The following is a 21735-nucleotide window of genomic DNA, read 5'->3' on the forward strand; positions in this document are numbered from 1 at the left end:
CGCTGGTCGATCTTTCATCAGCCTAAAGATCGTGTGTGTGATATACGTCACATTTCTATGGGTTTATTTGCGCTGAATGGTTTTAACTTTATGAATATAGAAGACTATTTTTGATATGTGACGAATGTCTTATTCGGACTGTTCTGGGTTTTCCCATAGTAATTCCGTACTTCTTCACAACTATATCCACAGAAAAGGTGAATAAAATCGCCTTGCTTGCCCTTCTTCTGTTTATAACTCCGCCCTTAGCTGTGAGTTATTCAATTGTTATTAGAGTATCGCGCCCTTAACAGAGTGGTTTACCGCCTCTCTGGAGTGTGAAACAATCGTTTGTATATAAGGTTTATATTGAGGTAGTCCGGTGATTGATGACGATGGCTACCGCCCGAATGTAGGGATAGTAATTTGTAACCGCCAGGGGCAGGTCATGTGGGCCCGGCGATTTGGTCAGCACTCCTGGCAATTCCCGCAAGGTGGGATAAATGCAGGAGAGACAGCAGAGCAGGCGATGTACCGGGAACTCTTTGAAGAAGTGGGTCTCAGTCGTAAAGATGTACGGATCCTTGCTTCTACTCGTAACTGGTTGCGTTACAAGTTACCGAAACGTTTGGTGCGTTGGGACACGAAGCCGGTTTGTATCGGCCAGAAACAAAAATGGTTTCTTCTGCAATTGGTCAGCAGCGATGCTGAAATCAATATGCAAACCAGCAGTACACCTGAGTTCGACGGCTGGCGCTGGGTGAGTTACTGGTATCCGGTTCGACAGGTGGTGTCATTTAAACGCGATGTCTATCGCAGGGTGATGAAAGAATTCGCAAGTGTTGTCATGGCGCTTCAGGAAAGCACTCCTAAGCCGCAAAGCGCACCTGCGTACAGACGTAAAAGAGGTTAAGCTACGCAAATTATGCTCACCCGCCTGCGCGAAATAGTCGAAAAGGTGGCCAGTGCTCCGCGTCTGAATGAAGCGCTGAATATTCTGGTTACCGACATCTGTCTTGCGATGGATACAGAGGTCTGTTCGGTTTATTTGGCCGATCACGATCGACGTTGTTATTACCTCATGGCGACCCGGGGACTGAAGAAACCGCGTGGTCGTACTGTCGCACTCGCGTTTGATGAAGGTATCGTTGGCCTGGTTGGCAGGCTGGCGGAACCTATCAACCTCGCCGATGCGCAAAAACATCCCAGCTTTAAATACATCCCTTCGGTAAAAGAAGAGCGTTTTCGTGCGTTCTTAGGCGTACCGATTATTCAGCGCCGTCAGCTGTTAGGTGTGCTGGTGGTCCAGCAGCGCGAATTGCGCCAGTACGATGAAAGTGAAGAGTCTTTCCTCGTCACGCTCGCTACGCAAATGGCGGCGATTCTTTCGCAGTCGCAGCTAAACGCGCTGTTCGGCCAATACCGGCAAACGCGCATCCGCGCATTGCCCGCCGCGCCTGGCGTGGCAATAGCCGAAGGCTGGCAGGATGCGACGCTGCCGCTGATGGAGCAGGTCTATCAGGCTTCAACGTTGGATCCGGCGCTTGAGCGCGAGCGGCTCACCGGTGCGCTGGAAGAGGCGGCGAATGAATTCCGCCGCTACAGCAAACGCTTTACCGCCGGGGCGCAGAAAGAAACGGCGGCGATTTTTGATCTCTACTCACACTTGCTTTCCGATACTCGTCTGCGCCGTGAGCTATTTGCGGAAGTGGATAACGGTTCGGTGGCCGAGTGGGCCGTTAAAACGATCATCGAAAAGTTTGCCGAACAGTTTGCTGCGCTGAGTGATAACTACCTCAAAGAGCGGGCCGGAGATTTACGCGCGCTGGGCCAGCGTCTACTGTTCCATCTTGACGACTCGATCCAGGGGCCGAATACCTGGCCGGAACGCTTTGTGCTGGTGGCGGATGAGCTTTCCGCCACCACGCTGGCGGAACTTCCTCAGGACCGCTTAGTCGGTGTGGTTGTCCGGGACGGCGCGGCCAACTCTCATGCGGCTATTATGGTTCGTGCGCTGGGTATCCCTACCGTCATGGGGGCCGATATTCAGCCATCGGTGTTACATCGCCGTACGCTGGTAGTGGACGGTTATCGCGGTGAACTGCTGGTCGATCCAGAACCGGTATTGATCCAGGAATACCAGCGTCTTATCAGTGAAGAAATAGAACTGAGCCGCCTGGCGGAAGATGACGTCAACCAGCCAGCACAGTTGAAAAGCGGCGAGCGCGTGAAGGTGATGCTCAATGCTGGCCTCAGCCCGGAGCATGAAGAGAAGCTGGGGAGCCGGATCGACGGCATTGGCCTGTATCGCACCGAAATCCCGTTCATGCTGCAAAGCGGTTTTCCTTCGGAAGAAGAACAGGTTGCGCAGTATCAGGGCATGCTGCAAATGTTTAACGACAAGCCGGTGACTCTGCGTACGCTGGATGTCGGCGCCGATAAACAACTGCCCTACATGCCGATCAGTGAAGAGAACCCGTGCCTTGGCTGGCGTGGCATTCGCATAACGCTCGATCAGCCGGAGATCTTTTTGATCCAGGTTCGGGCCATGCTGCGTGCCAACGCGGCAACCGGCAACCTGAGCATTTTGCTGCCGATGGTCACCAGCATTGATGAAGTGGACGAAGCGCGACGTTTGATTGAACGCGCCGGACGCGAAGTGGAAGAGATGATCGGCTACGCGATCCCAAAACCGCGCATTGGCATCATGCTGGAAGTTCCGTCGATGGTGTTTATGCTGCCGCATCTGATAAACCGGATAGACTTTATCTCGGTCGGAACCAACGATCTCACCCAGTACATTCTGGCTGTCGATCGTAACAATACGCGGGTGGCCAGCATTTATGACAGCCTGCATCCGGGTATGTTACGTGTGCTGGCGATGATTGCGCAGGAAGCCGAAAGAAGCGGTATCGATTTGCGATTGTGCGGTGAAATGGCGGGCGACCCGATGTGCGTGGCCATTCTGATCGGCCTGGGTTTTCGCCATTTGTCGATGAACGGTCGTTCCGTGGCTCGCGTTAAATATCTGCTGCGCCATATCGATTTTGATGAGGCGCAAACGCTGGCGCAACGCAGCCTGGAAGCGCAGATGGCGACAGAAGTACGCCATCAGGTGGCGGCTTTTATGGAACGCCGTGGCATGGGGGGACTGATTCGCGGGGGATTGTGAATCGAGGGCTGGTAACAGTAGGTATACATATCTTTTAACTGTAATCGGCATCCGCTGCGATCCCCATGTGCTATCATTCGCACCTTTGGAGCGCCTGCATTATGCAGGCGCGCTTATCAATTGCTGTCTGACTTCAGCGAAATAACAAGAACTTGTGGTGACAGATGACCAGTAGCTATCTGCATTTTCCGGATTTCGATCCGGTCATTTTCTCAATCGGACCCGTCGCGCTTCACTGGTACGGCTTAATGTATTTGGTGGGGTTTATTTTTGCGATGTGGCTGGCGACGCGCCGTGCTAATCGTCCGGGCAGTGGCTGGACCAAAAATGAAGTAGAAAATCTACTGTATGCGGGCTTCCTCGGGGTTTTCCTCGGAGGACGTATTGGTTACGTACTGTTCTATAACTTCCCGTTATTCCTCGATAATCCGCTGTATCTGTTCCGCGTTTGGGACGGCGGGATGTCCTTCCACGGTGGGCTGATTGGTGTGATCCTGGTGATGATTATCTTCGCCAAACGCACCAAGCGTTCGTTCTTCCAGGTTTCTGATTTCATTGCCCCGCTGATTCCGTTTGGTCTGGGGGCAGGGCGTTTGGGCAACTTTATCAACGGTGAGCTGTGGGGACGCGTTGATCCGAATTTCAATTACGCCATGCTGTTCCCGGGCTCCCGTACCGAAGACATTTTACTGCTGCAAACTAACCCGCAATGGCAGTCTATTTTTGATACCTACGGCTCGCTGCCGCGCCATGCCTCACAGCTTTATGAGATGGCGCTGGAAGGCGTTGTGTTGTTTATCATTCTTAATCTGTACATTCGTAAACCGCGCCCGATGGGTTCGGTATCCGGTCTGTTCCTGATTGGTTATGGCGCGTTTCGTATTATCGTTGAATTCTTCCGCCAGCCGGATGCACAGTTTACCGGCACCTGGGTACAGTACATTAGCATGGGACAGATCCTCTCAATCCCGATGATTGTCGCAGGCATTATTATGATGGTTTGGGCGTACCGCCGCAGCCCACAGCAACACGTTTCCTGAGGAACCATGAAACAGTATTTAGAACTGATGCAAAAAGTGCTGGATGAAGGCACACAGAAAAACGACCGTACCGGAACCGGAACGCTTTCCATTTTTGGTCATCAGATGCGTTTTAATCTGCAGGAAGGGTTCCCGCTGGTTACGACTAAACGCTGTCATTTACGCTCGATCATTCATGAACTGCTGTGGTTTTTGCAGGGCGACACCAACGTTGCCTACCTGCATGAAAACAACGTCTCAATCTGGGACGAATGGGCGGATGAAAACGGTAATCTGGGCCCGGTTTATGGCAAACAGTGGCGTGCGTGGCCTACGCCAGACGGTCGTCATATTGACCAGATCACCACGGTGTTAAACCAGCTCAAAAATGACCCGGACTCTCGCCGAATTATCGTTTCTGCATGGAACGTCGGTGAGCTGGATAAAATGGCGCTGGCGCCGTGCCACGCGTTCTTCCAGTTTTACGTGGCGGATGGCAAGCTCTCCTGCCAGCTGTATCAGCGTTCGTGCGATGTGTTCCTCGGTTTGCCGTTTAACATTGCCAGCTACGCCTTGCTGGTACACATGATGGCGCAGCAGTGCGATCTGGAAGTGGGTGATTTTGTCTGGACCGGTGGCGACACGCACCTGTACAGCAATCATATGGATCAAACGCATCTGCAGCTTAGCCGCGAACCGCGCGCGCTGCCGAAGCTGGTCATCAAACGTAAGCCTGAATCTATCTTTGACTATCGCTTCGAAGATTTCGAAATTGAAGGCTACGATCCGCATCCTGGTATTAAAGCGCCAGTGGCTATCTAATCGGCTTCATGCTGTCACAACCGACGCCCGTGTGCGTCGGTTTTTTTTGTCTCAAATCGCGTTCTTCGGCGTGGGTTCCTGAAATATTGCAACGACCTGCAACGCGACAAATATTCCTCGTAGCTCGCCGTAGAAACCGAATTTCCCGCTCGTTATTCATTTTCCTCACGCCATACTGGCGACATGAAAAAACAACACGGCTACACGCTTCTCGAAACCCTGATTGCGATGCTGATCGTCGCGGCGCTTGGCGCCTCGGGGCTGTATGGTTGGCAGCGCTGGCAGCAGCAACAGCGGCTATGGCAAACCGCCATTCAGGTGCGAGATTACCTGCTGCAACTGCGTGAAGATGCTAACTGGCGTAACCGCGATCACGTCATCAGCGTGATTCGGGATGGCACATCCTGGTGTTTTGTCAGCTCTGCTGCTGTGCAAACCACGTGTCTACCCGTTTCGCCCTTGGTTTTTACACCGCCCTGGGACGATGTCGAAATGGCAGAGATAACGCCTTCACTGGCCTTTTTTGGTCTGCGCAATACGGCATGGGCTGGACATATTCGCCTGAAAAATACGACAGGGGAATGGCGCGTGGTGGTGTCTGGCTGGGGGCGAATCAGGCTTTGCGAGAAAGATGAGGCCAGGTTATGTCAGTAAATGAACGGGGCTTTTCACTCCTGGAGGTGCTGATTGCTATGGCGATTAGCAGCGTTTTATTGCTTAGCTCAGCGCGATTTTTACCCGCGCTGCAGCGAGAGATCCTGCGCAACACGCGCCAGTTAGCGCTTGAAGATGAAATATGGCAGCGGGTATACACCGTGGCGAAGCATCTTCAGCGGGCAGGGTATTGCCGCGGAAACTGTGTCGGAGAAGGGCTGGAGATATCGGCTAAGGGCGACTGTGTCATTGCGCGCTGGGATGCCAATAGCAACGGCATTTGGGAGAGCAGTCCCGCGAAAGAGGCCGATACGATTGGATTTCGTTTACAGGACAAGGTACTGGAGACCCTGCGGGGAGTAACGGACTGCAATGGAAAAGGGTGGGAGAAAATGACCGATCCAGCCACGATACAGATTGAGACATTTCAGGTCGAACGTCTGAATATCAGCGGATATTCCCCGCTCCTTACGTTGCGTTTGCGCGGAGTGAACAATGTCGAGCCACAAAAGGTTATTGAAGCAGTCTACAGCGTGACAGGATTCAACTTGTGAACCGTGAGCGGGGCGTTTCATCTTTAGCGATGGTCCTGTTACTGCTGGTGCTCGGTAGCCTTCTGCTGCAAGGCGTTAGCAGGCAGGAGTCCCGTTTTGCTTCGCGAGTGGTCACGCAAAGTCAGGCTCTGCAGCGCCAGGCGGTGGTGCAATCTGCGATGGAATGGGGGCGTATGCAGCCCTGGCGCTTACAACTCGCCGCACAGTGTCGGCGTTATACCACGCAGGATGCCGCGGTTTGCCTGCGACTGCTTACTAATAATTTCGTGCTGCTTATAGTCCATTATGAAGGGGTATCGTTATGGCGGCAGGGGGCGATTATTGATGACAGTATCGAATATTCGGTGCATGGCTGGAGCGATTTTTGTCCGCTAAAGGAGCAGGCGCTATGTCAGATCCCCTGAACAGACAGCGTGGCTTTAGCCTGCCGGAAGTGATGCTGGCAATGGTGCTGATGATCATGATTGTGACCGCGCTGTCAGGATACCAGCGGGCGCTGATGAACAGCTTTATCATCAGAAACCAGTATCAGCAACTCAGGCGTCACGCCTGGCAGCAAACCCAGCTGTATCAGTTTTCATCGCCTTTGAACTGGCAGGTTAACCGAATGCAGACAATGAGCGCGGGATGTGTCAGCATCAACGTTAAAATTTCTTCACCCTTGGGCAGGCAGGGTCAGATGACGCGTCTGCATTGCCCGAATCGTCAGTAGTCAGGAGTCGCTATGTTAAGGGTCTACCACTCCAATCGTCTGGATGTGCTGGAAGCGTTAATGGAATTTATCGTTGAGCGCGAGCGGCTGGACGACCCCTTTGAACCTGAGATGATCCTGGTTCAAAGTACCGGTATGGCGCAGTGGCTACAAATGACCCTTGCACAGAAGTTTAGTATTGCCGCCAACATCGATTTTCCGCTGCCCGCGAGTTTTATCTGGGATATGTTTGTGCGCGTGCTGCCGGATATCCCGAAAGAGAGCGCGTTCAGCAAACAGAGCATGAGCTGGAAGTTGATGACGCTGTTGCCGCAATTGCTGGATGGCGATGACTTCGCATTGCTGCGCCACTATCTGACGGACGACACCGATAAACGTAAGCTGTTTCAGCTTTCCTCACGCGCGGCTGACCTCTTCGACCAGTATTTAGTCTATCGCCCTGAGTGGTTGACCCAGTGGGAAGCCGGGCGACAGGTTGAGGGACTCGGCGAATCTCAGGCCTGGCAGGCGCCGTTGTGGAAAGCGCTGGTGGAACACACCGAGGAATTGGGCCAGCCGCGCTGGCATCGCGCCAATTTATACCAACGATTTATTCAGACTCTGGAAAGTGCGTCCGAGTGCCCGCAGGGACTGCCTTCTCGCGTCTTTATTTGCGGCATTTCAGCGCTGCCGCCGGTTTATTTGCAGGCATTGCAGGCGCTGGGCAAGCACATTGATATTCATCTGCTGTTTACCAACCCTTGTCGCTACTACTGGGGAGATATAAAAGATCCCGCCTGGCTGGCGAAGCTGATGGCGCGTCAGCGTCGGCACAGCTTTGAAGAACGCCACCTGCCGCTGTTTCGCGATAGTCAGAAAGCCGAAGGATTGTTTAACAGCGATGGTGAACAGGATGTGGGCAACCCGATGCTGGCCTCGTGGGGCAAACTGGGGCGCGATTACATTTATTTGCTTTCAGAACTGGAAAATAGTCAGGAACTGGATGCGTTTGTCGATATTACGCCTGACAATCTTTTGCATAATATTCAATCGGATATTCTGGAACTTGAAAGCCATGCCGTGGCGGGTGTTACGCTGGAAGAGTATTCGCGTAGCGATAATAAACGACGGCTTGAACTGAACGACACCAGCGTGACTTTCCATGTTTGTCATAGCCCACAGCGCGAGGTAGAAATTCTTCATGACCGCCTGCTGGCAATGCTGGAAGCGGATCCCACGCTGACGCCGCGCGATATTATTGTGATGGTGGCGGATATCGACAGCTACAGCCCATTTATTCAGTCGGTCTTTGGCAGCGCGCCAACTGAGCGTTACTTACCTTATGCGATTTCCGACCGTCGGGCGCGCCAGTCTCATCCCGTCTTACAGGCCTTTATTAGCCTGCTGTCGCTGCCGGATAGCCGTTTTGTCTCAGAGGATGTGCTGGCATTACTGGATGTGCCCGTGCTGGCGGCGCGTTTCAATATCGATGAAGAAGGGCTGCGCTATCTTCGGTTATGGGTCAATGAATCCGGGATTCGCTGGGGAATTGACGACGATAACGTGCGTGAACTGGAACTTCCGCCTACAGGTCAGCATACCTGGCAATTTGGTTTAACGCGCATGCTGCTCGGCTACGCGATGGAAAGCGCGCAGGGCGAGTGGCAATCGGTATTGCCATACGATGAGTCAAACGGTTTGATTGCCGAGTTGGTAGGGCATCTGGCCTCGTTGCTGATGCAGCTCAATCTCTGGCGTAGAGGGTTAGCGCAGGAACGGCCGCTGGAAGAGTGGCTGCCCGTTTGTCGGGACATGCTTAATGATTTCTTCCTGCCGGATGCAGATACCGAAGCGGCGATGACGCTGATTGAACAGCAGTGGCAGGCCATTATCACTGAAGGTCTGGGGGCTGAGTATGGTGATGCCATACCGCTTTCTCTATTGCGTGATGAGCTGGCCCAGCGTCTTGACCAGGAGCGCATTAGCCAGCGCTTCCTGGCGGGGCCAGTTAACATTTGTACGCTGATGCCGATGCGCTCTATTCCTTTCAAGGTGGTGTGCCTGCTGGGTATGAACGATGGCGTTTATCCGCGTCAGCTTGCGCCGTTGGGCTTTGATTTGATGAGTCAAAAACCGATGAGGGGCGATCGCAGCCGTCGCGATGATGACCGCTACCTGTTTCTTGAAGCATTGATTTCAGCACAGCAAACGCTCTACATCAGCTACATTGGCCGCTCCATTCAGGACAACAGCGAGCGCTTCCCGTCGGTACTGGTGCAGGAACTGATGGACTACATCGGGCAAAGCCACTACCTGCCGGGCGATGAATCGTTGACCTGCGATCAAAGCGAGGCCCGGGTAAAAGCACACATTACTCGTTTGCATACCCGTATGCCCTTTGATGCACAAAACTATCTGCCGGGCGAACAGCAAAGCTATGCCCGGGAATGGCTGCCTGCGGCGAGCCTGTCAGGAAAAGCGCACACGGATTTTGTCCAGACGCTTCCCTTTGAGATGCCTGAAACGCTGACGCTGGAAACGCTGCAGCGATTTTGGGCTCATCCGGTAAGGGCTTTTTTCCAGATGCGGCTGAGGGTCAACTTCCGCTCTGAAGAAAGTGAGATCCCGGAAACGGAACCGTTCACTCTTGAAGGATTAACCCGCTATCAGCTTAATCAGCAATTGCTTAACACGCTGGTTGAAGAGAAGGATGCTGAACAACTGTTTCGCCGTTTTCGTGCGGCGGGCACGCTTCCCTATGGGCCATTTGGCGAAATTCTGTGGGATACGCAGCGTCAGGAGATGCAGTCGCTGGCTGAACGCATTATCGCCTGTCGTCAGCCCTGCCAGAGTATGGAAATCGATCTTAACTGTAACGGCGTGCAAATCACCGGTTGGCTGCCACAGGTGCAAGAGGACGGTTTGTTGCGCTGGCGCCCATCTTTGATAAGCATTGCGCAGGGGGTGCAACTTTGGCTGGAACATCTTGTCTATTGTGCCAGTGGCGGTACGGGAGAGAGCCGGTTGTTCCTGCGTAAAGACGGGGAATGGCGTTTTCCGCCACTGGATGCAGAGCAGGCGCTGCTGTACCTGTCGCAGCTCATTGACGGGTATCGGGAAGGCATGTCGTCACCATTGCTGGTATTGCCCGAAAGCGGCGGCGCCTGGATAAAAACCTGTTATGACGCCGTAAATGATGCCATGTTAGATGACGATGCAACGTTGCAAAAAGCGCGCAGTAAGTTTCTGCAGGCCTATGAAGGCAACATGATGGTACGGGGTGAAGGTGATGATATCTGGTATCAGCGTCTTTGGCGTCAACTGGATGCGGCTACGCTGGAGACCATTGTTTTACAGTCTCAGCGTTACCTGTTACCGATTTTTCGCTTTAATCAGTCATGATGATTGTATAAAAATTGCGCAGTCCGATGGCTTCCACTATGATGCGCATTCTGTCACGGACTGATTCTTACAAAGAGAGGATGCTGGCTCGTTCAGCACATAGTCTTGCCCTGTTCAGACCACGTATTTATGCGTGCTTTGCTGTGAACAGGTGAATACGTTAATGATGAGGTTTGTGAATGCCCCGCAGCACCTGGTTCAGCGCATTACTGTTGTTCGTCGCCCTTTGGGTTCCCGTAAGTCAGGCAGATACCGGTTGGCAGCCTTTAGCTGAAACCATCCGTAAAAGCGATAAAGACACCCGCCAGTATCAGGCCGTGCGCCTTGATAACGGCATGGTCGTGTTGCTGGTATCCGATCCTCAGGCCGTGAAATCCCTTTCTGCACTGGTGGTTCCCGTGGGCTCGCTGGAAGATCCGGACGAGCATCAGGGGCTGGCGCATTATCTCGAACACATGTGTCTGATGGGCTCGAAAAAATACCCGCAGCCGGACAGTCTGGCTGAATTCCTGAAAATGCACGGCGGCAGCCACAATGCCAGCACCGCGCCTTACCGTACGGCCTTCTATCTTGAAGTCGAAAACGACGCGTTGGTGGGGGCGGTGGATCGCCTGGCGGACGCTATTGCCGATCCGTTGCTGGATAAAAAATATGCCGATCGTGAGCGTAACGCGGTTAACTCCGAGCTGACGCTGGCGCGTACCCGAGACGGGATGCGTATGGCGCAGGTGAGTGCTGAGACCATCAACCCGGCGCACCCTGGCTCGCGTTTCTCCGGCGGAAATCTCGAGACATTAAGCGATAAACCGGGAAACCCGGTGGTGCAGGCATTACAAAAATTTCATGAAAAGTACTACTCCGCGAACCTGATGAAGGCGGTGATTTATAGCAATAAGCCGCTGCCAGAGCTGGCGCGGATAGCTGCTGACACCTTTGGACGCGTACCGAACAGAAATATCGTAAAGCCTGAAATTACCGTACCGGTAGTCACCGACGCGCAAAAGGGCGTCATCATCCACTATGTTCCGGCAATGCCGCGTAAAGTACTGCGCGTCGAGTTTCGTATCGATAACAACAGCGCGCAGTTCCGCAGTAAAACCGATGAGCTGGTGACCTATCTGATTGGTAATCGTAGCCCTGGAACGTTGTCTGACTGGCTGCAAAAGCAGGGACTGGTTGAAGGTATTCGTGCGGATTCCGATCCGGTGGTCAATGGGAACAGCGGCGTGTTAGCCATTTCCGCGACGTTAACCGACAAAGGGCTGGCGAACCGCGATGAAGTTGTTGCGGCAATTTTCAGTTATCTCAATCTGTTACGCGATAAAGGCGTCGATAAACGCTATTTTGACGAACTGGCGCACGTACTGGATCTCGATTTCCGTTATCCCTCCATCACCCGTGATATGGACTACGTGGAATGGCTGGCTGATACCATGATCCGCGTTCCTGTCGAACATACGCTGGATGCGGTGAATATTGCCGACCAGTACGATGTGAAAGCCGTTGAGCAACGCCTGGCAATGATGACGCCACAGAATGCGCGTATCTGGTATATCAGTGCGAAAGAACCGCATAATAAAACCGCTTATTTTGTCGATGCGCCTTACCAGGTGGATAAAATCAGCGACAAAACCTTTGCCGACTGGCAGCAAAAAGCGCAGGGCATTGCGCTGTCGTTACCGGAGTTGAACCCCTACATTCCGGATGATTTCACGCTGATTAAAACGGATAAAAAATACGCTCACCCGGAACTGATCGTTGATGAGCCGGATCTACGCGTGGTGTATGCGCCGAGCCAGTATTTTGCCAGTGAGCCGAAGGCTGACGTCAGCGTGATCCTGCGTAACCCGAAGGCCATGGACAGCGCCCGCAACCAGGTATTATTCGCACTTAACGATTACCTGGCGGGGATTGCGCTCGATCAGTTAAGCAACCAGGCGTCGGTAGGTGGAATTGGTTTCTCTACCAACGCTAACAATGGGTTGATGCTTAACGCCAACGGCTATACCCAACGTCTGCCGCAGCTTTTTCAGGCGCTGCTGAGCGGCTATTTCAGCTACACCTCAACGGATGAACAGCTGGAACAGGCGAAATCCTGGTATGCCCAGATGATGGATTCTGCAGAGAAGGGTAAAGCCTACGATCAGGCAATTATGCCAGTGCAAATGCTTTCTCAGGTGCCGTACTTCTCACGCGATGAGCGCCGTAAACTACTGCCTTCTATCACCCTGAAAGAGGTGATGACGTACCGCGACGCCTTAAAAACCGGTGCGCGGCCTGAATTCCTGGTAATTGGTAATATGAGTGCCGCTCAGGCGACGACCATGGCGCGGGATATCCAACAACAGCTTGGCGCTAACGGGTCACAGTGGTGTCGCAATAAAGATGTGGTTGTGGACAAGAAGCAGTCTGTCATCTTTGAAAAAGCAGGCAGTAGCACGGACTCCGCGCTGGCGGCGGTATTTGTGCCAACCGGATACGATGAATACGCCAGTTCAGCCTACAGCGCCATGTTAGGGCAGATTGTTCAGCCGTGGTTCTACAATCAACTGCGTACTGAAGAGCAGTTAGGCTACGCTGTATTTGCTTTCCCGATGAGTATCGGCCGTCAGTGGGGAATGGGGTTCCTGCTGCAAAGCAATGATAAGCAGCCGTCTTACCTTTGGGAGCGTTATAAAGCGTTCTTCCCGACGGCGGAAGCGAAGCTGCGGGCGATGAAACCTGAAGAGTTTGCGCAAATTCAGCAGGCGATTATTGCGCAAATGCTGCAGGCGCCGCAAACGCTGGGGGAAGAAGCCTCACAGTTAAGCAAAGATTTTGATCGCGGCAATATGCGCTTCGATTCACGTGATAAAATAGTGGCTCAGATTAAACTGCTGACGCCGCAAAAACTTGCCGACTTCTTCCATCAGGCGGTGGTTGAGCCGCAAGGCATGGCGATACTGTCACAGGTTTCCGGCAGTCAGAACGGGAAAGCAGAATATGTGCACCCGGAAGGCTGGAAAGTGTGGCAGACCGTCAGCGCGTTGCAGCAAACCTTACCCCTGATGAGTGATAAGAATGAATGATGCCGCTGAGTCCCTTGATCCACTGCGCTTGCCCCTGACGGGCGAGCGCCTGATTGAAGCCTCTGCGGGCACCGGTAAAACCTTTACCATCGCCGCCCTGTATTTACGTTTACTGCTTGGACTGGGCGGCTCTGCCGCCTTTCCTCGTCCTCTGACCGTTGAAGAACTGCTCGTGGTCACCTTCACCGAGGCGGCCACCGAAGAGTTGCGTGGTCGAATTCGTAGCAACATTCATGAACTGCGAATTGCCTGCCTGCGTGAAACAACCGACAACCCGCTATATGTCCGTTTGTTAGATGAAATCGCCGATAAAAAACAGGCCGCTCAGTGGCTGCTATTGGCTGAAAGACAGATGGATGAAGCGGCGGTGTTTACCATCCACGGCTTTTGTCAGCGTATGCTCAGTCTCAACGCCTTTGAATCAGGCATGCTGTTCGAACAGCAACTGATAGAAGATGAATCGCTGCTGCGCTATCAGGCCTGTGCGGACTTCTGGCGTCGGCACTGCTATCCGCTACCCCGCGACATTGCGCAGGTGATTTTTGAAACGTGGAAAGGACCGCAGGCTCTGCTGAGAGACATCGATCGCTATCTGCAGGGGGAAGCGCCGGTCATCAAGGCTCCGCCGTCTGATGACGAAACGCTGGTTTCCCGGCACGAACAAATTCTCACGCGCATTAACCAGATCAAGCAGCAATGGCGTGAATCCGTTGATGAGCTGGATGGCCTGCTGGAAGCCTCCGGGATTGACCGGCGTAAATTTAATCGTGGTAACCAGGGCAAGTGGATCGAAAAGATCAGCGCATGGGCGCAAGAAGAAACCCAAAGTTATCAGCTTCCTGACGCGCTGGAGAAATTCTCACAGCGTTTTCTGGAAGAGCGCACTAAAGCGGGCGGAATACCCCCTCAGCACCCGCTGTTTGTCGCTATTGATGAACTGCTTAGCGAACCGTTAACTCTCCGCGATCTGGTGATCACCCGGGCGCTGGCGGAGATCCGTTCAGCGGTTGCCGAGGAGAAACGATGCCGCGGTGAGCTAGGCTTTGACGATATGCTCAGCCGTCTGGATGCGGCGTTGCGCAGTGAAAGCGGCGATGCGCTGGCGACGGCTATCCGTACCCGTTTTTCGGTCGCGATGATCGATGAATTTCAGGATACCGATCCGCAGCAGTACCGTATTTTTCGCCGGATCTGGCAGCATCAGCCGGATACCGCACTGCTGCTGATTGGCGACCCAAAACAGGCGATTTACGCGTTTCGCGGCGCGGATATCTTCACCTATATGAAGGCGCGCAGCGAGGTCAGCGCACACTATACGCTCGATACCAACTGGCGTTCGGCCCCCGGCATGGTCAATAGCGTAAATACGCTTTTCAGCCAGATGGATGACGCATTTATGTTCCGCGAAATCCCCTTTAGCCCGGTAAAATTTGCAGAAAAAAACCAGTCGTTTCGGTTTGTTTTACATGGTGAGACACAGCCAGCCATGAGCATGTGGCTGATGGAAGGGGAAAGCTGCGGCGTAGGCGATTATCAGAACTACATGGCCCAAGTGTGCGCCACGCAAATTCGCGACTGGCTTAAGGCCGGGCAGTCTGGCGCTGCGCAACTGGTCAGTGGTAAAACATCCAGTCCGGTACGCGCGTCGGATATCAGCGTACTGGTTCGTAGCCGCCAGGAGGCGGCACTGGTCCGTGATGCGCTGACGCAGCTGGCAATTCCCTCCGTCTACCTTTCCAACCGTGACAGCGTATTTGAAACGCTGGAAGCGCGGGAGTTGCTGTGGGTGCTGCAGGCGGTGATGACACCGGAGCGTGAGAACACGCTGCGTAGCGCGCTGGCGACCTCAATGATGGGTCTGAATGCGCAGGATCTTGAAGCGTTAAATAACGACGAAAATGCCTGGGATGCGGTGGTCGAAGAGTTTGATGGCTATCGTCAGATCTGGCATAAACGCGGCGTGATGCCGATGCTGCGCGCGCTGATGACAACCCGCCAGATTGCGGAAAACCTGCTGGCGACGGCGGGGGGCGAACGCCGCCTGACCGATATTTTACATATTAGCGAACTGTTGCAGGAAGCGGGCTCGCAGCTGGAAAGCGAGCATGCGCTGGTGCGCTGGCTGTCCCAGCATATTCTTGAACCCGACAGCAACGCGTCCAGCCAGCAGCTCAGGCTGGAAAGCGACAAGCATCTGGTCAAAATCGTCACTATCCATAAATCTAAAGGGCTGGAGTATCCGCTGGTCTGGCTGCCGTTTATCACGAATTTCCGCGTCCAAGATCAGGCTTTCTACCATGATCGCAGCTCTTTTGAAGCCGTGCTGGATCTCAGCGATGCCGAGGAGAGCGTTGAGCTGGCTGAAGCGGAACGTCTGGCGGAAGACCTGCGTTTGCTCTATGTCGCGCTAACCCGTTCGGTATGGCACTGCAGCCTTGGCGTGGCGCCGTTGGTGCGACGTCGGGGCGATAAAAAAGGGGATACCGATGTGCATCACAGCGCCCTTGGTCGCCTGTTGCAAAAAGGTGAGCCGATGGATGCCGCGGGTCTGCGTAGTGCGATTGAAGCGCTGTGTAGCGACGATATTGCCTGCCAGACGCCTGCGCAGCCTGACGGTGAACGCTGGCAAGTTGCGCAGGCTGTTAGCTGCGAACTGAGTGCGAAAATACTGCAGCGTACGCCCGGCGATAGCTGGCGCGTGACCAGTTATTCCGGTCTGCAACAGCGTGGGCATGGAATCGCGCAGGATCTGATCCCGCGACTGGATATTGATGCCGCAGGCGTTGGTGAGGTTATTGAAGAGTCAGGGCTTACACCGCATCAGTTCCCGCGCGGCGCTTCGCCAGGTACATTCTTGCATAGCCTGTTTGAAGATCTCGACTTTACTCAACCGGTAGATCCGAGTTGGGTCGAGGAAAAACTGGCGTTGGGCGGTTATGACGCGCACTGGACGCCGGTTTTGACCGAATGGCTGGATGCCATTTTGCAGGCGCCTCTCAACGAGACGGGCGTGAGTTTGAGCCATCTTTCCGCGCGTGAAAAACAGGTGGAGATGGAGTTTTACCTGCCGATTTCGCAGCCGCTGATGGCCAGCCAACTTGATGCGTTAATTCGCCAATACGATCCGCTCTCCGCGGGGTGCCCTGCGTTGGAATTTATGCAGGTACGCGGCATGCTGAAAGGATTTATTGACCTGGTTTTCCGCCACCAGGGGCGTTATTACCTTCTCGATTACAAATCGAACTGGCTGGGGGAAGACAGCTCAGCGTATACGCAGCAGGCGATGGCCTCTGCCATGCAGGCGCATCGCTACGACCTGCAGTATCAACTTTATACCCTGGCGCTGCATCGCTACTTGCGCCATCGCATTGCTGATTACGATTATGAACGCCATTTTGGCGGCGTTATTTATCTCTTCTTGCGTGGCATTGACAGTGAAAATCCGCAACAGGGAATTTACGCGACCCGACCTGACGGGGAGTTAATCGCCTTGATGGACGAGATGTTTGTCGGTGCGCCACTGGAGGAGATGTCATGACAATCCAGAAACGATTACTGGAAGCTGTGGAGCAAAAACAGCTCCGGCCTCTGGATGCCCAGTTTGCGCTGGCGGTTGCCGGAAATGACAACCCTGCCGTTGCGCTGGCGGCGGCGTTGCTCAGTCGTGAAGCAGGAGAAGGGCACGTCTGCTTACCACTTTCACGGTTATCCCTGAGCGAGGATGCCCATCCCCTTTTAAGTGCCTGGCTCGCTGAAGTGGGGGAGCCTGAAGACTGGACGGAATGTCTGCTGGCCTCCGGGGCGGTAAGCCGTGGTGAGCAACCCACGCCGCTGGTGCTGCACGGCGATCGCCTGTATCTGAACCGGATGTGGCATAACGAACGGGCGGTGGCTCGCTTTTTCAGTGAAGTTAACCACGCCATTGAGGTGGATGAACAACGGCTGACCCACACGCTGGCGGCGTTGTTTCCACCAGCGGAAGGTGTTAACTGGCAAAAAGTGGCCGCTGCGGTGGCGTTGACCCGTCGTATATCGGTGATCTCCGGCGGGCCGGGGACCGGAAAAACGACAACAGTTGCGAGGCTTTTGGCGGCGTTGATTCAGATGGCGGAGGGGGAACGCTGCCGTATTCGCCTGGCGGCTCCTACTGGAAAGGCGGCAGCGCGCCTGACTGCCTCGCTGGGTGCAGCGCTACGAGAACTGCCGTTAACCGAAGAGCAAAAGAAACGCATTCCCGATGACGCCAGTACGTTGCATCGATTATTAGGCGCTCAGCCAGGCAGTCAGCGCCTGCGCCATCATGCGGGAAACCCGCTGCATCTGGATGTGCTGGTGGTGGATGAAGCCTCGATGATTGATTTGCCGATGATGTCGCGCCTTATCGATGCGCTGCCGCCGCACGGGCGGGTGATTTTTCTTGGCGATCGTGACCAGCTCGCTTCCGTCGAAGCGGGGGCGGTGCTGGGGGATATCTGTGCTTTCGTCGGTGACGGGTTTACCCCGGAACGCGCCCGCCAGCTCAGTCGTCTGACCGGAAGCGCTATTCCGGCAGGTTTGGGAACTCAGGCCGCCGCTTTGCGCGACAGTTTGTGTCTGCTGCAAAAGAGTTACCGTTTCGGTAGCGATTCCGGAATCGGTCAGTTGGCTGCTGCGATTAATCGTGGTGACAAAGCCGCGCTAAAAACGGTCTTCCAGCAGGGGTTTAGCGACATCGAAAAACGCACGCTACATAGCAGCGAAGATTACGCCGCGATGTTGGATGAGGCGCTGGCGGGTTATGGGCACTATCTGGATTTACTGCGAGAGGGCGCTGAGCCGGATGCCGTCATTCAGGCCTTCAATGAGTATCAGCTGTTGTGTGCCCTGCGTGAAGGTCCGTTTGGCGTGGGTGGTTTGAATGAACGCCTTGAGCAGGTGATGGCGCAAAAACGTAAAATTCATCGTTCAACGCATAGCCGCTGGTATGAGGGAAGACCGGTGATGATCGCGCGCAATGACAGTTCGCTGGGATTATTTAACGGTGATATCGGCATTGCCCTCGATCGTGGACAGGGCCTGAGGGTGTGGTTTGCGCTGCCGGACGGTTCTATCAAATCAGTCCAGCCCAGTCGCTTACCTGAACATGAAACCACCTGGGCGATGACCGTGCACAAATCGCAGGGATCTGAGTTTGACCATGCGGCGTTGATTTTACCGAGCCAGCATTCACCCGTGGTTACCCGCGAGCTGGTCTATACCGCCGTCACCCGCGCGCGCCGGCGTCTGTCACTGTATGCCGATGAGCGGATATTAAGTAACGCCATTGCCACCCGCACCGAACGTCGCAGCGGATTGTCGGCGTTGTTTAATCAATAAAATTCGTTGCCGGATAAGGCATTTATACCGCATCCGGCAACGACCACTACCCCAAATCCGCCATCAGCACCTTTGACCGCCGCTGATAGTTGTACATCTCTTTCTTGCTTTCCGGCAGCAGGTCGATATCCACCGGCGTGAAACCACGTTCCTGGAACCAGTGAATGCTGCGCGTGGTCAGCACGAACAGTTTGCTCAGTCCCATTTGCCGGGCCTGCGCGGCGATCCGCTCCAGCAATACTTCCCCGCGCGATGAGCTACGGTAGTCCGGATGCACCGCCACGCACGCCATTTCGCCAATTCTCTCCTCCGGGAAAGGGTACAGAGCGGCGCAGGCGATGGTCAGGTTATCGCGCTGAATAATCGTGAATTTGTCGATCTCCATTTCCAGTTGTTCGCGGGAGCGACGTACCAGAATGCCTTGCTGCTCCAGCGGGCGGATCAGCTCCAGAATCCCGCCGATATCGTTAATGGTAGCGCGGCGGATCTGCTCGGCGCTTTCCATTACGATCTGCGTACCGATCCCGTCACGGGAGAACAGTTCCTGCAGCAATGCGCCATCTTCCTGATAGCTGATCAGATGGCAGCGCCGTACCCCACTGCGACAGGCTTTCACTGCCCCACGCAGGAAGCGCACTGTGCCGGAGCTGTAATCGCCTTTCTCTTCCTGCAACTCAACGCGCGCCTGGGCTTCGTTAGGAAACAGCTCGGAAATAATATCGCCATCATCGTTGGTGACGCCCTGAGAGGAGCAAAAGCCGATCATTTTCTCTGCCTTCAGTTTGATAGCCAACTGCGTGGCGACCTCTTCTGAAGTCAGGTTAAAGCTCTCACCGGTGACGGAAACGGCGACCGGGCCCATCAGCACAATCGCGCCACTGTCTAACTGGCGGTGAATGGCATCTTCATCAATACGACGAATACGTCCGCTATGGCAGTAATCCACGCCGTCATCAACGCCCAGCGGCTGGGAGATAATAAAATTACCGCTGACCACATTGATGTGCGCCCCCTGCAATGGCGTATTATTCAGGCTCATTGACAGGCGGGCGGTAATATCAAGCTGAAGTAACCCCGCCGCCTGCTTGACCAGCTCCAGGGTTTTAGCGTCGGTAACGCGCGTATTCTTGTGGTACACCGGTTCATGATGATGCGCCGCAAGATTGGCATCAATCTGCGGCCGTGCGCCATAGACCACCACAAGGCGGATGCCGAGACTATGAAGAAGGCCAATGTCATTGACGATACTGGAAAAGTTTTCATGCTCGATGGCTTCGCCGCCCAGCATAATGACAAACGTCTTTCCCCGATGGGTATTGATATAGGGAACAGAATGGCGGAATCCCTGTACCAGTTCGGTTCTACGCTCCTTCACCACGGCACACCCTCATTGCATGATTATTCGTAATTTATGTATTTTTATTCTGTTTTGGCGCTGTGCGCAAGCGTAATTTTTACCCATGCTGAAGATTTTTCTCAGTAATGCCGTGAATATAAAAAGAATGTTTACCCTTTTATAGATGACAGATTATGCGTCATTCGCTAAAGTTTCCGGTCAATTCAGACGTTTTACGTATTACCTCAATAAAGATTTCTTTTTGCTCGGGAGAAGCATGTCGGGATCCAATTCAGCAATCAGTCGCCGCCGTTTACTGAAAGGTGCGGGTGCTATGTGGCTTTTGAGCGTCAGCCAGGTTGGTCTGGCTGCCATGAGTCAGGTCGTTGCCGTACGTGTCTGGCCAGCGTCCAGCTACACCCGCGTCACGGTAGAATCAAACCGTCTGCTGAAATACAAACAGTTTGCCCTGAGTAATCCTGAGCGTGTGGTTGTGGATATTGAAGGCGTTAATTTGAACTCGGTGCTCAAGGGCATGGGTGCGCAGATCCGTCCTGACGATCCGTATATTAAATCGGCGCGCGTCGGGCAGTTTGACCCACAGACCGTGCGGATGGTGTTCGAGCTGAAACAGAATGTGAAGCCGCAACTTTTTGCGCTGGCTCCGGTGGCTGGCTTTAAAGAACGTCTGGTGATGGATCTCTATCCTGCGAATGCCCAGGATGTTCAGGATCCGCTGCTGGCGTTGCTGGAAGAATACAACAAGGGCGATCTGGACAAACAGGTGCCGCCTGCGCAAAGTGGCCCGCAGCCGGGTAAAGCGGGGCGCGATCGTCCCATTGTCATTATGCTCGACCCAGGGCATGGCGGAGAGGACTCCGGTGCGGTGGGGAAATACAAGACGCGTGAAAAAGATGTGGTGCTGCAGATTGCCCGACGCCTGCGAGCCCTCATAGAGAAAGAGGGCAACATGAAGGTCTTTATGACGCGAAATGAAGATATCTTCATTCCGCTTAAAGTCCGCGTGGCGAAAGCGCAGAAGCAGCGTGCAGACCTGTTTGTCTCTATTCACGCCGATGCATTCACCAGTCGACAGCCCAGAGGTTCGTCGGTATTTGCGCTCTCGACCAAAGGGGCGACCAGCACCGCCGCGAAATATCTGGCGCAAACTCAGAACGCCTCGGATTTGATTGGCGGCGTCAGCAAGAGCGGCGATCGCTACGTCGACCATACCATGTTCGACATGGTGCAATCGCTGACCATCGCCGACAGCCTAAAGTTTGGTAAAGCGGTATTGAATAAGCTCGGTAAAGTTAACAATCTGCATAAGAACCAGGTTGAACAAGCCGGGTTTGCGGTACTTAAAGCGCCGGATATTCCGTCTATTCTGGTGGAAACCGCATTTATCAGTAACGTTGAGGAAGAGCGCAAGCTCAAAACTGCGACCTTCCAGCAGGAAGTTGCAGAGTCGATTCTGGCGGGGATCAAAGCCTACTTTGCCGATGGTGCGACGCTGGCGAGAAGGGGATAACAAAAAAGCGCTGAAAAGCGCTTTTTTTTATGGACCGCAGATACAAAAAAACACCCTTTAGGGTGTTTATAATGTTGGTTGCGGGGGCCGGATTTGAACCGACGACCTTCGGGTTATGAGCCCGACGAGCTACCAGGCTGCTCCACCCCGCG

The 21735-nt window shown here is 54.0% G+C and carries 14 protein-coding genes and 1 tRNA gene; 13 read left to right on the plus strand and 2 right to left on the minus strand.

The features are described from left to right. Window positions 1–361: 361 nt before the first annotated feature. The 12 genes from rppH to recD all read left to right on the plus strand — a co-directional run bounded on the left by rppH (window position 362) and on the right by recD (window position 18716). Window positions 362–892, plus strand: coding sequence for an RNA pyrophosphohydrolase (rppH, locus tag KQJ19_RS11665; protein ID WP_003825602.1), 531 nt, complete (start codon window positions 362–364; stop codon window positions 890–892). A gap of 12 nt (window positions 893–904) precedes the next feature. Further along, entirely contained in the window at window positions 905–3151 is a 2247-nt protein-coding gene (gene ptsP, locus KQJ19_RS11670) for a phosphoenolpyruvate--protein phosphotransferase (RefSeq protein ID WP_016154275.1), read from the plus strand. A 164-nt stretch (window positions 3152–3315) separates the two neighbouring features. Continuing rightward, window positions 3316–4191 (plus strand): prolipoprotein diacylglyceryl transferase, encoded by an 876-nt coding sequence (gene lgt / locus KQJ19_RS11675; RefSeq protein WP_047499362.1) that lies wholly within the window; start codon window positions 3316–3318, stop codon window positions 4189–4191. A gap of 6 nt (window positions 4192–4197) precedes the next feature. Further along, the gene (gene thyA, locus KQJ19_RS11680; protein WP_003033990.1) at window positions 4198–4992 is read left to right on the plus strand and encodes a thymidylate synthase; all 795 of its coding nucleotides are present in this window, start codon (window positions 4198–4200) and stop codon (window positions 4990–4992) included. A gap of 183 nt (window positions 4993–5175) precedes the next feature. Beyond that, a complete protein-coding gene (locus tag KQJ19_RS11685) occupies window positions 5176–5646 on the plus strand; it encodes a prepilin peptidase-dependent protein (RefSeq protein ID WP_016157377.1) in 471 nt (156 codons plus the stop codon). Next, on the plus strand, window positions 5637–6200 hold the full coding sequence (locus tag KQJ19_RS11690) for a prepilin peptidase-dependent protein (RefSeq protein ID WP_216403672.1): 564 nt from the start codon (window positions 5637–5639) through the stop codon (window positions 6198–6200). The genes KQJ19_RS11685 and KQJ19_RS11690 overlap by 10 nt, the downstream gene beginning before the upstream one ends. Further along, the gene (locus tag KQJ19_RS11695; protein WP_216403673.1) at window positions 6197–6604 is read left to right on the plus strand and encodes a DUF2509 family protein; all 408 of its coding nucleotides are present in this window, start codon (window positions 6197–6199) and stop codon (window positions 6602–6604) included. The genes KQJ19_RS11690 and KQJ19_RS11695 overlap by 4 nt, the downstream gene beginning before the upstream one ends. Then, window positions 6589–6912, plus strand: coding sequence for a prepilin-type N-terminal cleavage/methylation domain-containing protein (locus KQJ19_RS11700; RefSeq protein ID WP_216403674.1), 324 nt, complete (start codon window positions 6589–6591; stop codon window positions 6910–6912). The genes KQJ19_RS11695 and KQJ19_RS11700 overlap by 16 nt, the downstream gene beginning before the upstream one ends. 12 nt (window positions 6913–6924) lie before the next feature. Further along, window positions 6925–10293, plus strand: coding sequence for an exodeoxyribonuclease V subunit gamma (recC, locus tag KQJ19_RS11705; protein WP_216403675.1), 3369 nt, complete (start codon window positions 6925–6927; stop codon window positions 10291–10293). Window positions 10294–10472: 179 nt separating this feature from the next. Next, on the plus strand, window positions 10473–13361 hold the full coding sequence (gene ptrA / locus KQJ19_RS11710; protein ID WP_047499367.1) for a pitrilysin: 2889 nt from the start codon (window positions 10473–10475) through the stop codon (window positions 13359–13361). Next, entirely contained in the window at window positions 13354–16899 is a 3546-nt protein-coding gene (gene recB, locus KQJ19_RS11715; RefSeq protein WP_216403676.1) for an exodeoxyribonuclease V subunit beta, read from the plus strand. The genes ptrA and recB overlap by 8 nt, the downstream gene beginning before the upstream one ends. After that, complete coding sequence (recD, locus tag KQJ19_RS11720) at window positions 16896–18716, plus strand: exodeoxyribonuclease V subunit alpha (protein WP_149381204.1); 1821 nt, start codon at window positions 16896–16898, stop codon at window positions 18714–18716. The genes recB and recD overlap by 4 nt, the downstream gene beginning before the upstream one ends. A gap of 46 nt (window positions 18717–18762) precedes the next feature. Here recD and argA read toward each other — a convergent pair whose 3' ends face one another. Further along, window positions 18763–20094 (minus strand): amino-acid N-acetyltransferase, encoded by a 1332-nt coding sequence (gene argA / locus KQJ19_RS11725; RefSeq protein ID WP_008785703.1) that lies wholly within the window; start codon window positions 20092–20094, stop codon window positions 18763–18765. A 235-nt stretch (window positions 20095–20329) separates the two neighbouring features. Between argA and amiC the strand changes: the two genes are divergently transcribed. After that, window positions 20330–21583: an N-acetylmuramoyl-L-alanine amidase AmiC gene (gene amiC, locus KQJ19_RS11730; RefSeq protein ID WP_016154266.1), complete on the plus strand. Its 1254-nt coding sequence runs from the start codon at window positions 20330–20332 to the stop codon at window positions 21581–21583. Window positions 21584–21658: 75 nt separating this feature from the next. On the opposite strand, the gene KQJ19_RS11735 is transcribed toward amiC, so the two are convergent. Then, window positions 21659–21735 (minus strand) — tRNA-Met (locus KQJ19_RS11735).

The sequence above is a fragment of the Citrobacter sp. S46_ASV_140 genome (assembly GCF_018919545.1).
Taxonomy (GTDB): Bacteria; Pseudomonadota; Gammaproteobacteria; order Enterobacterales; family Enterobacteriaceae; genus Citrobacter; species Citrobacter braakii.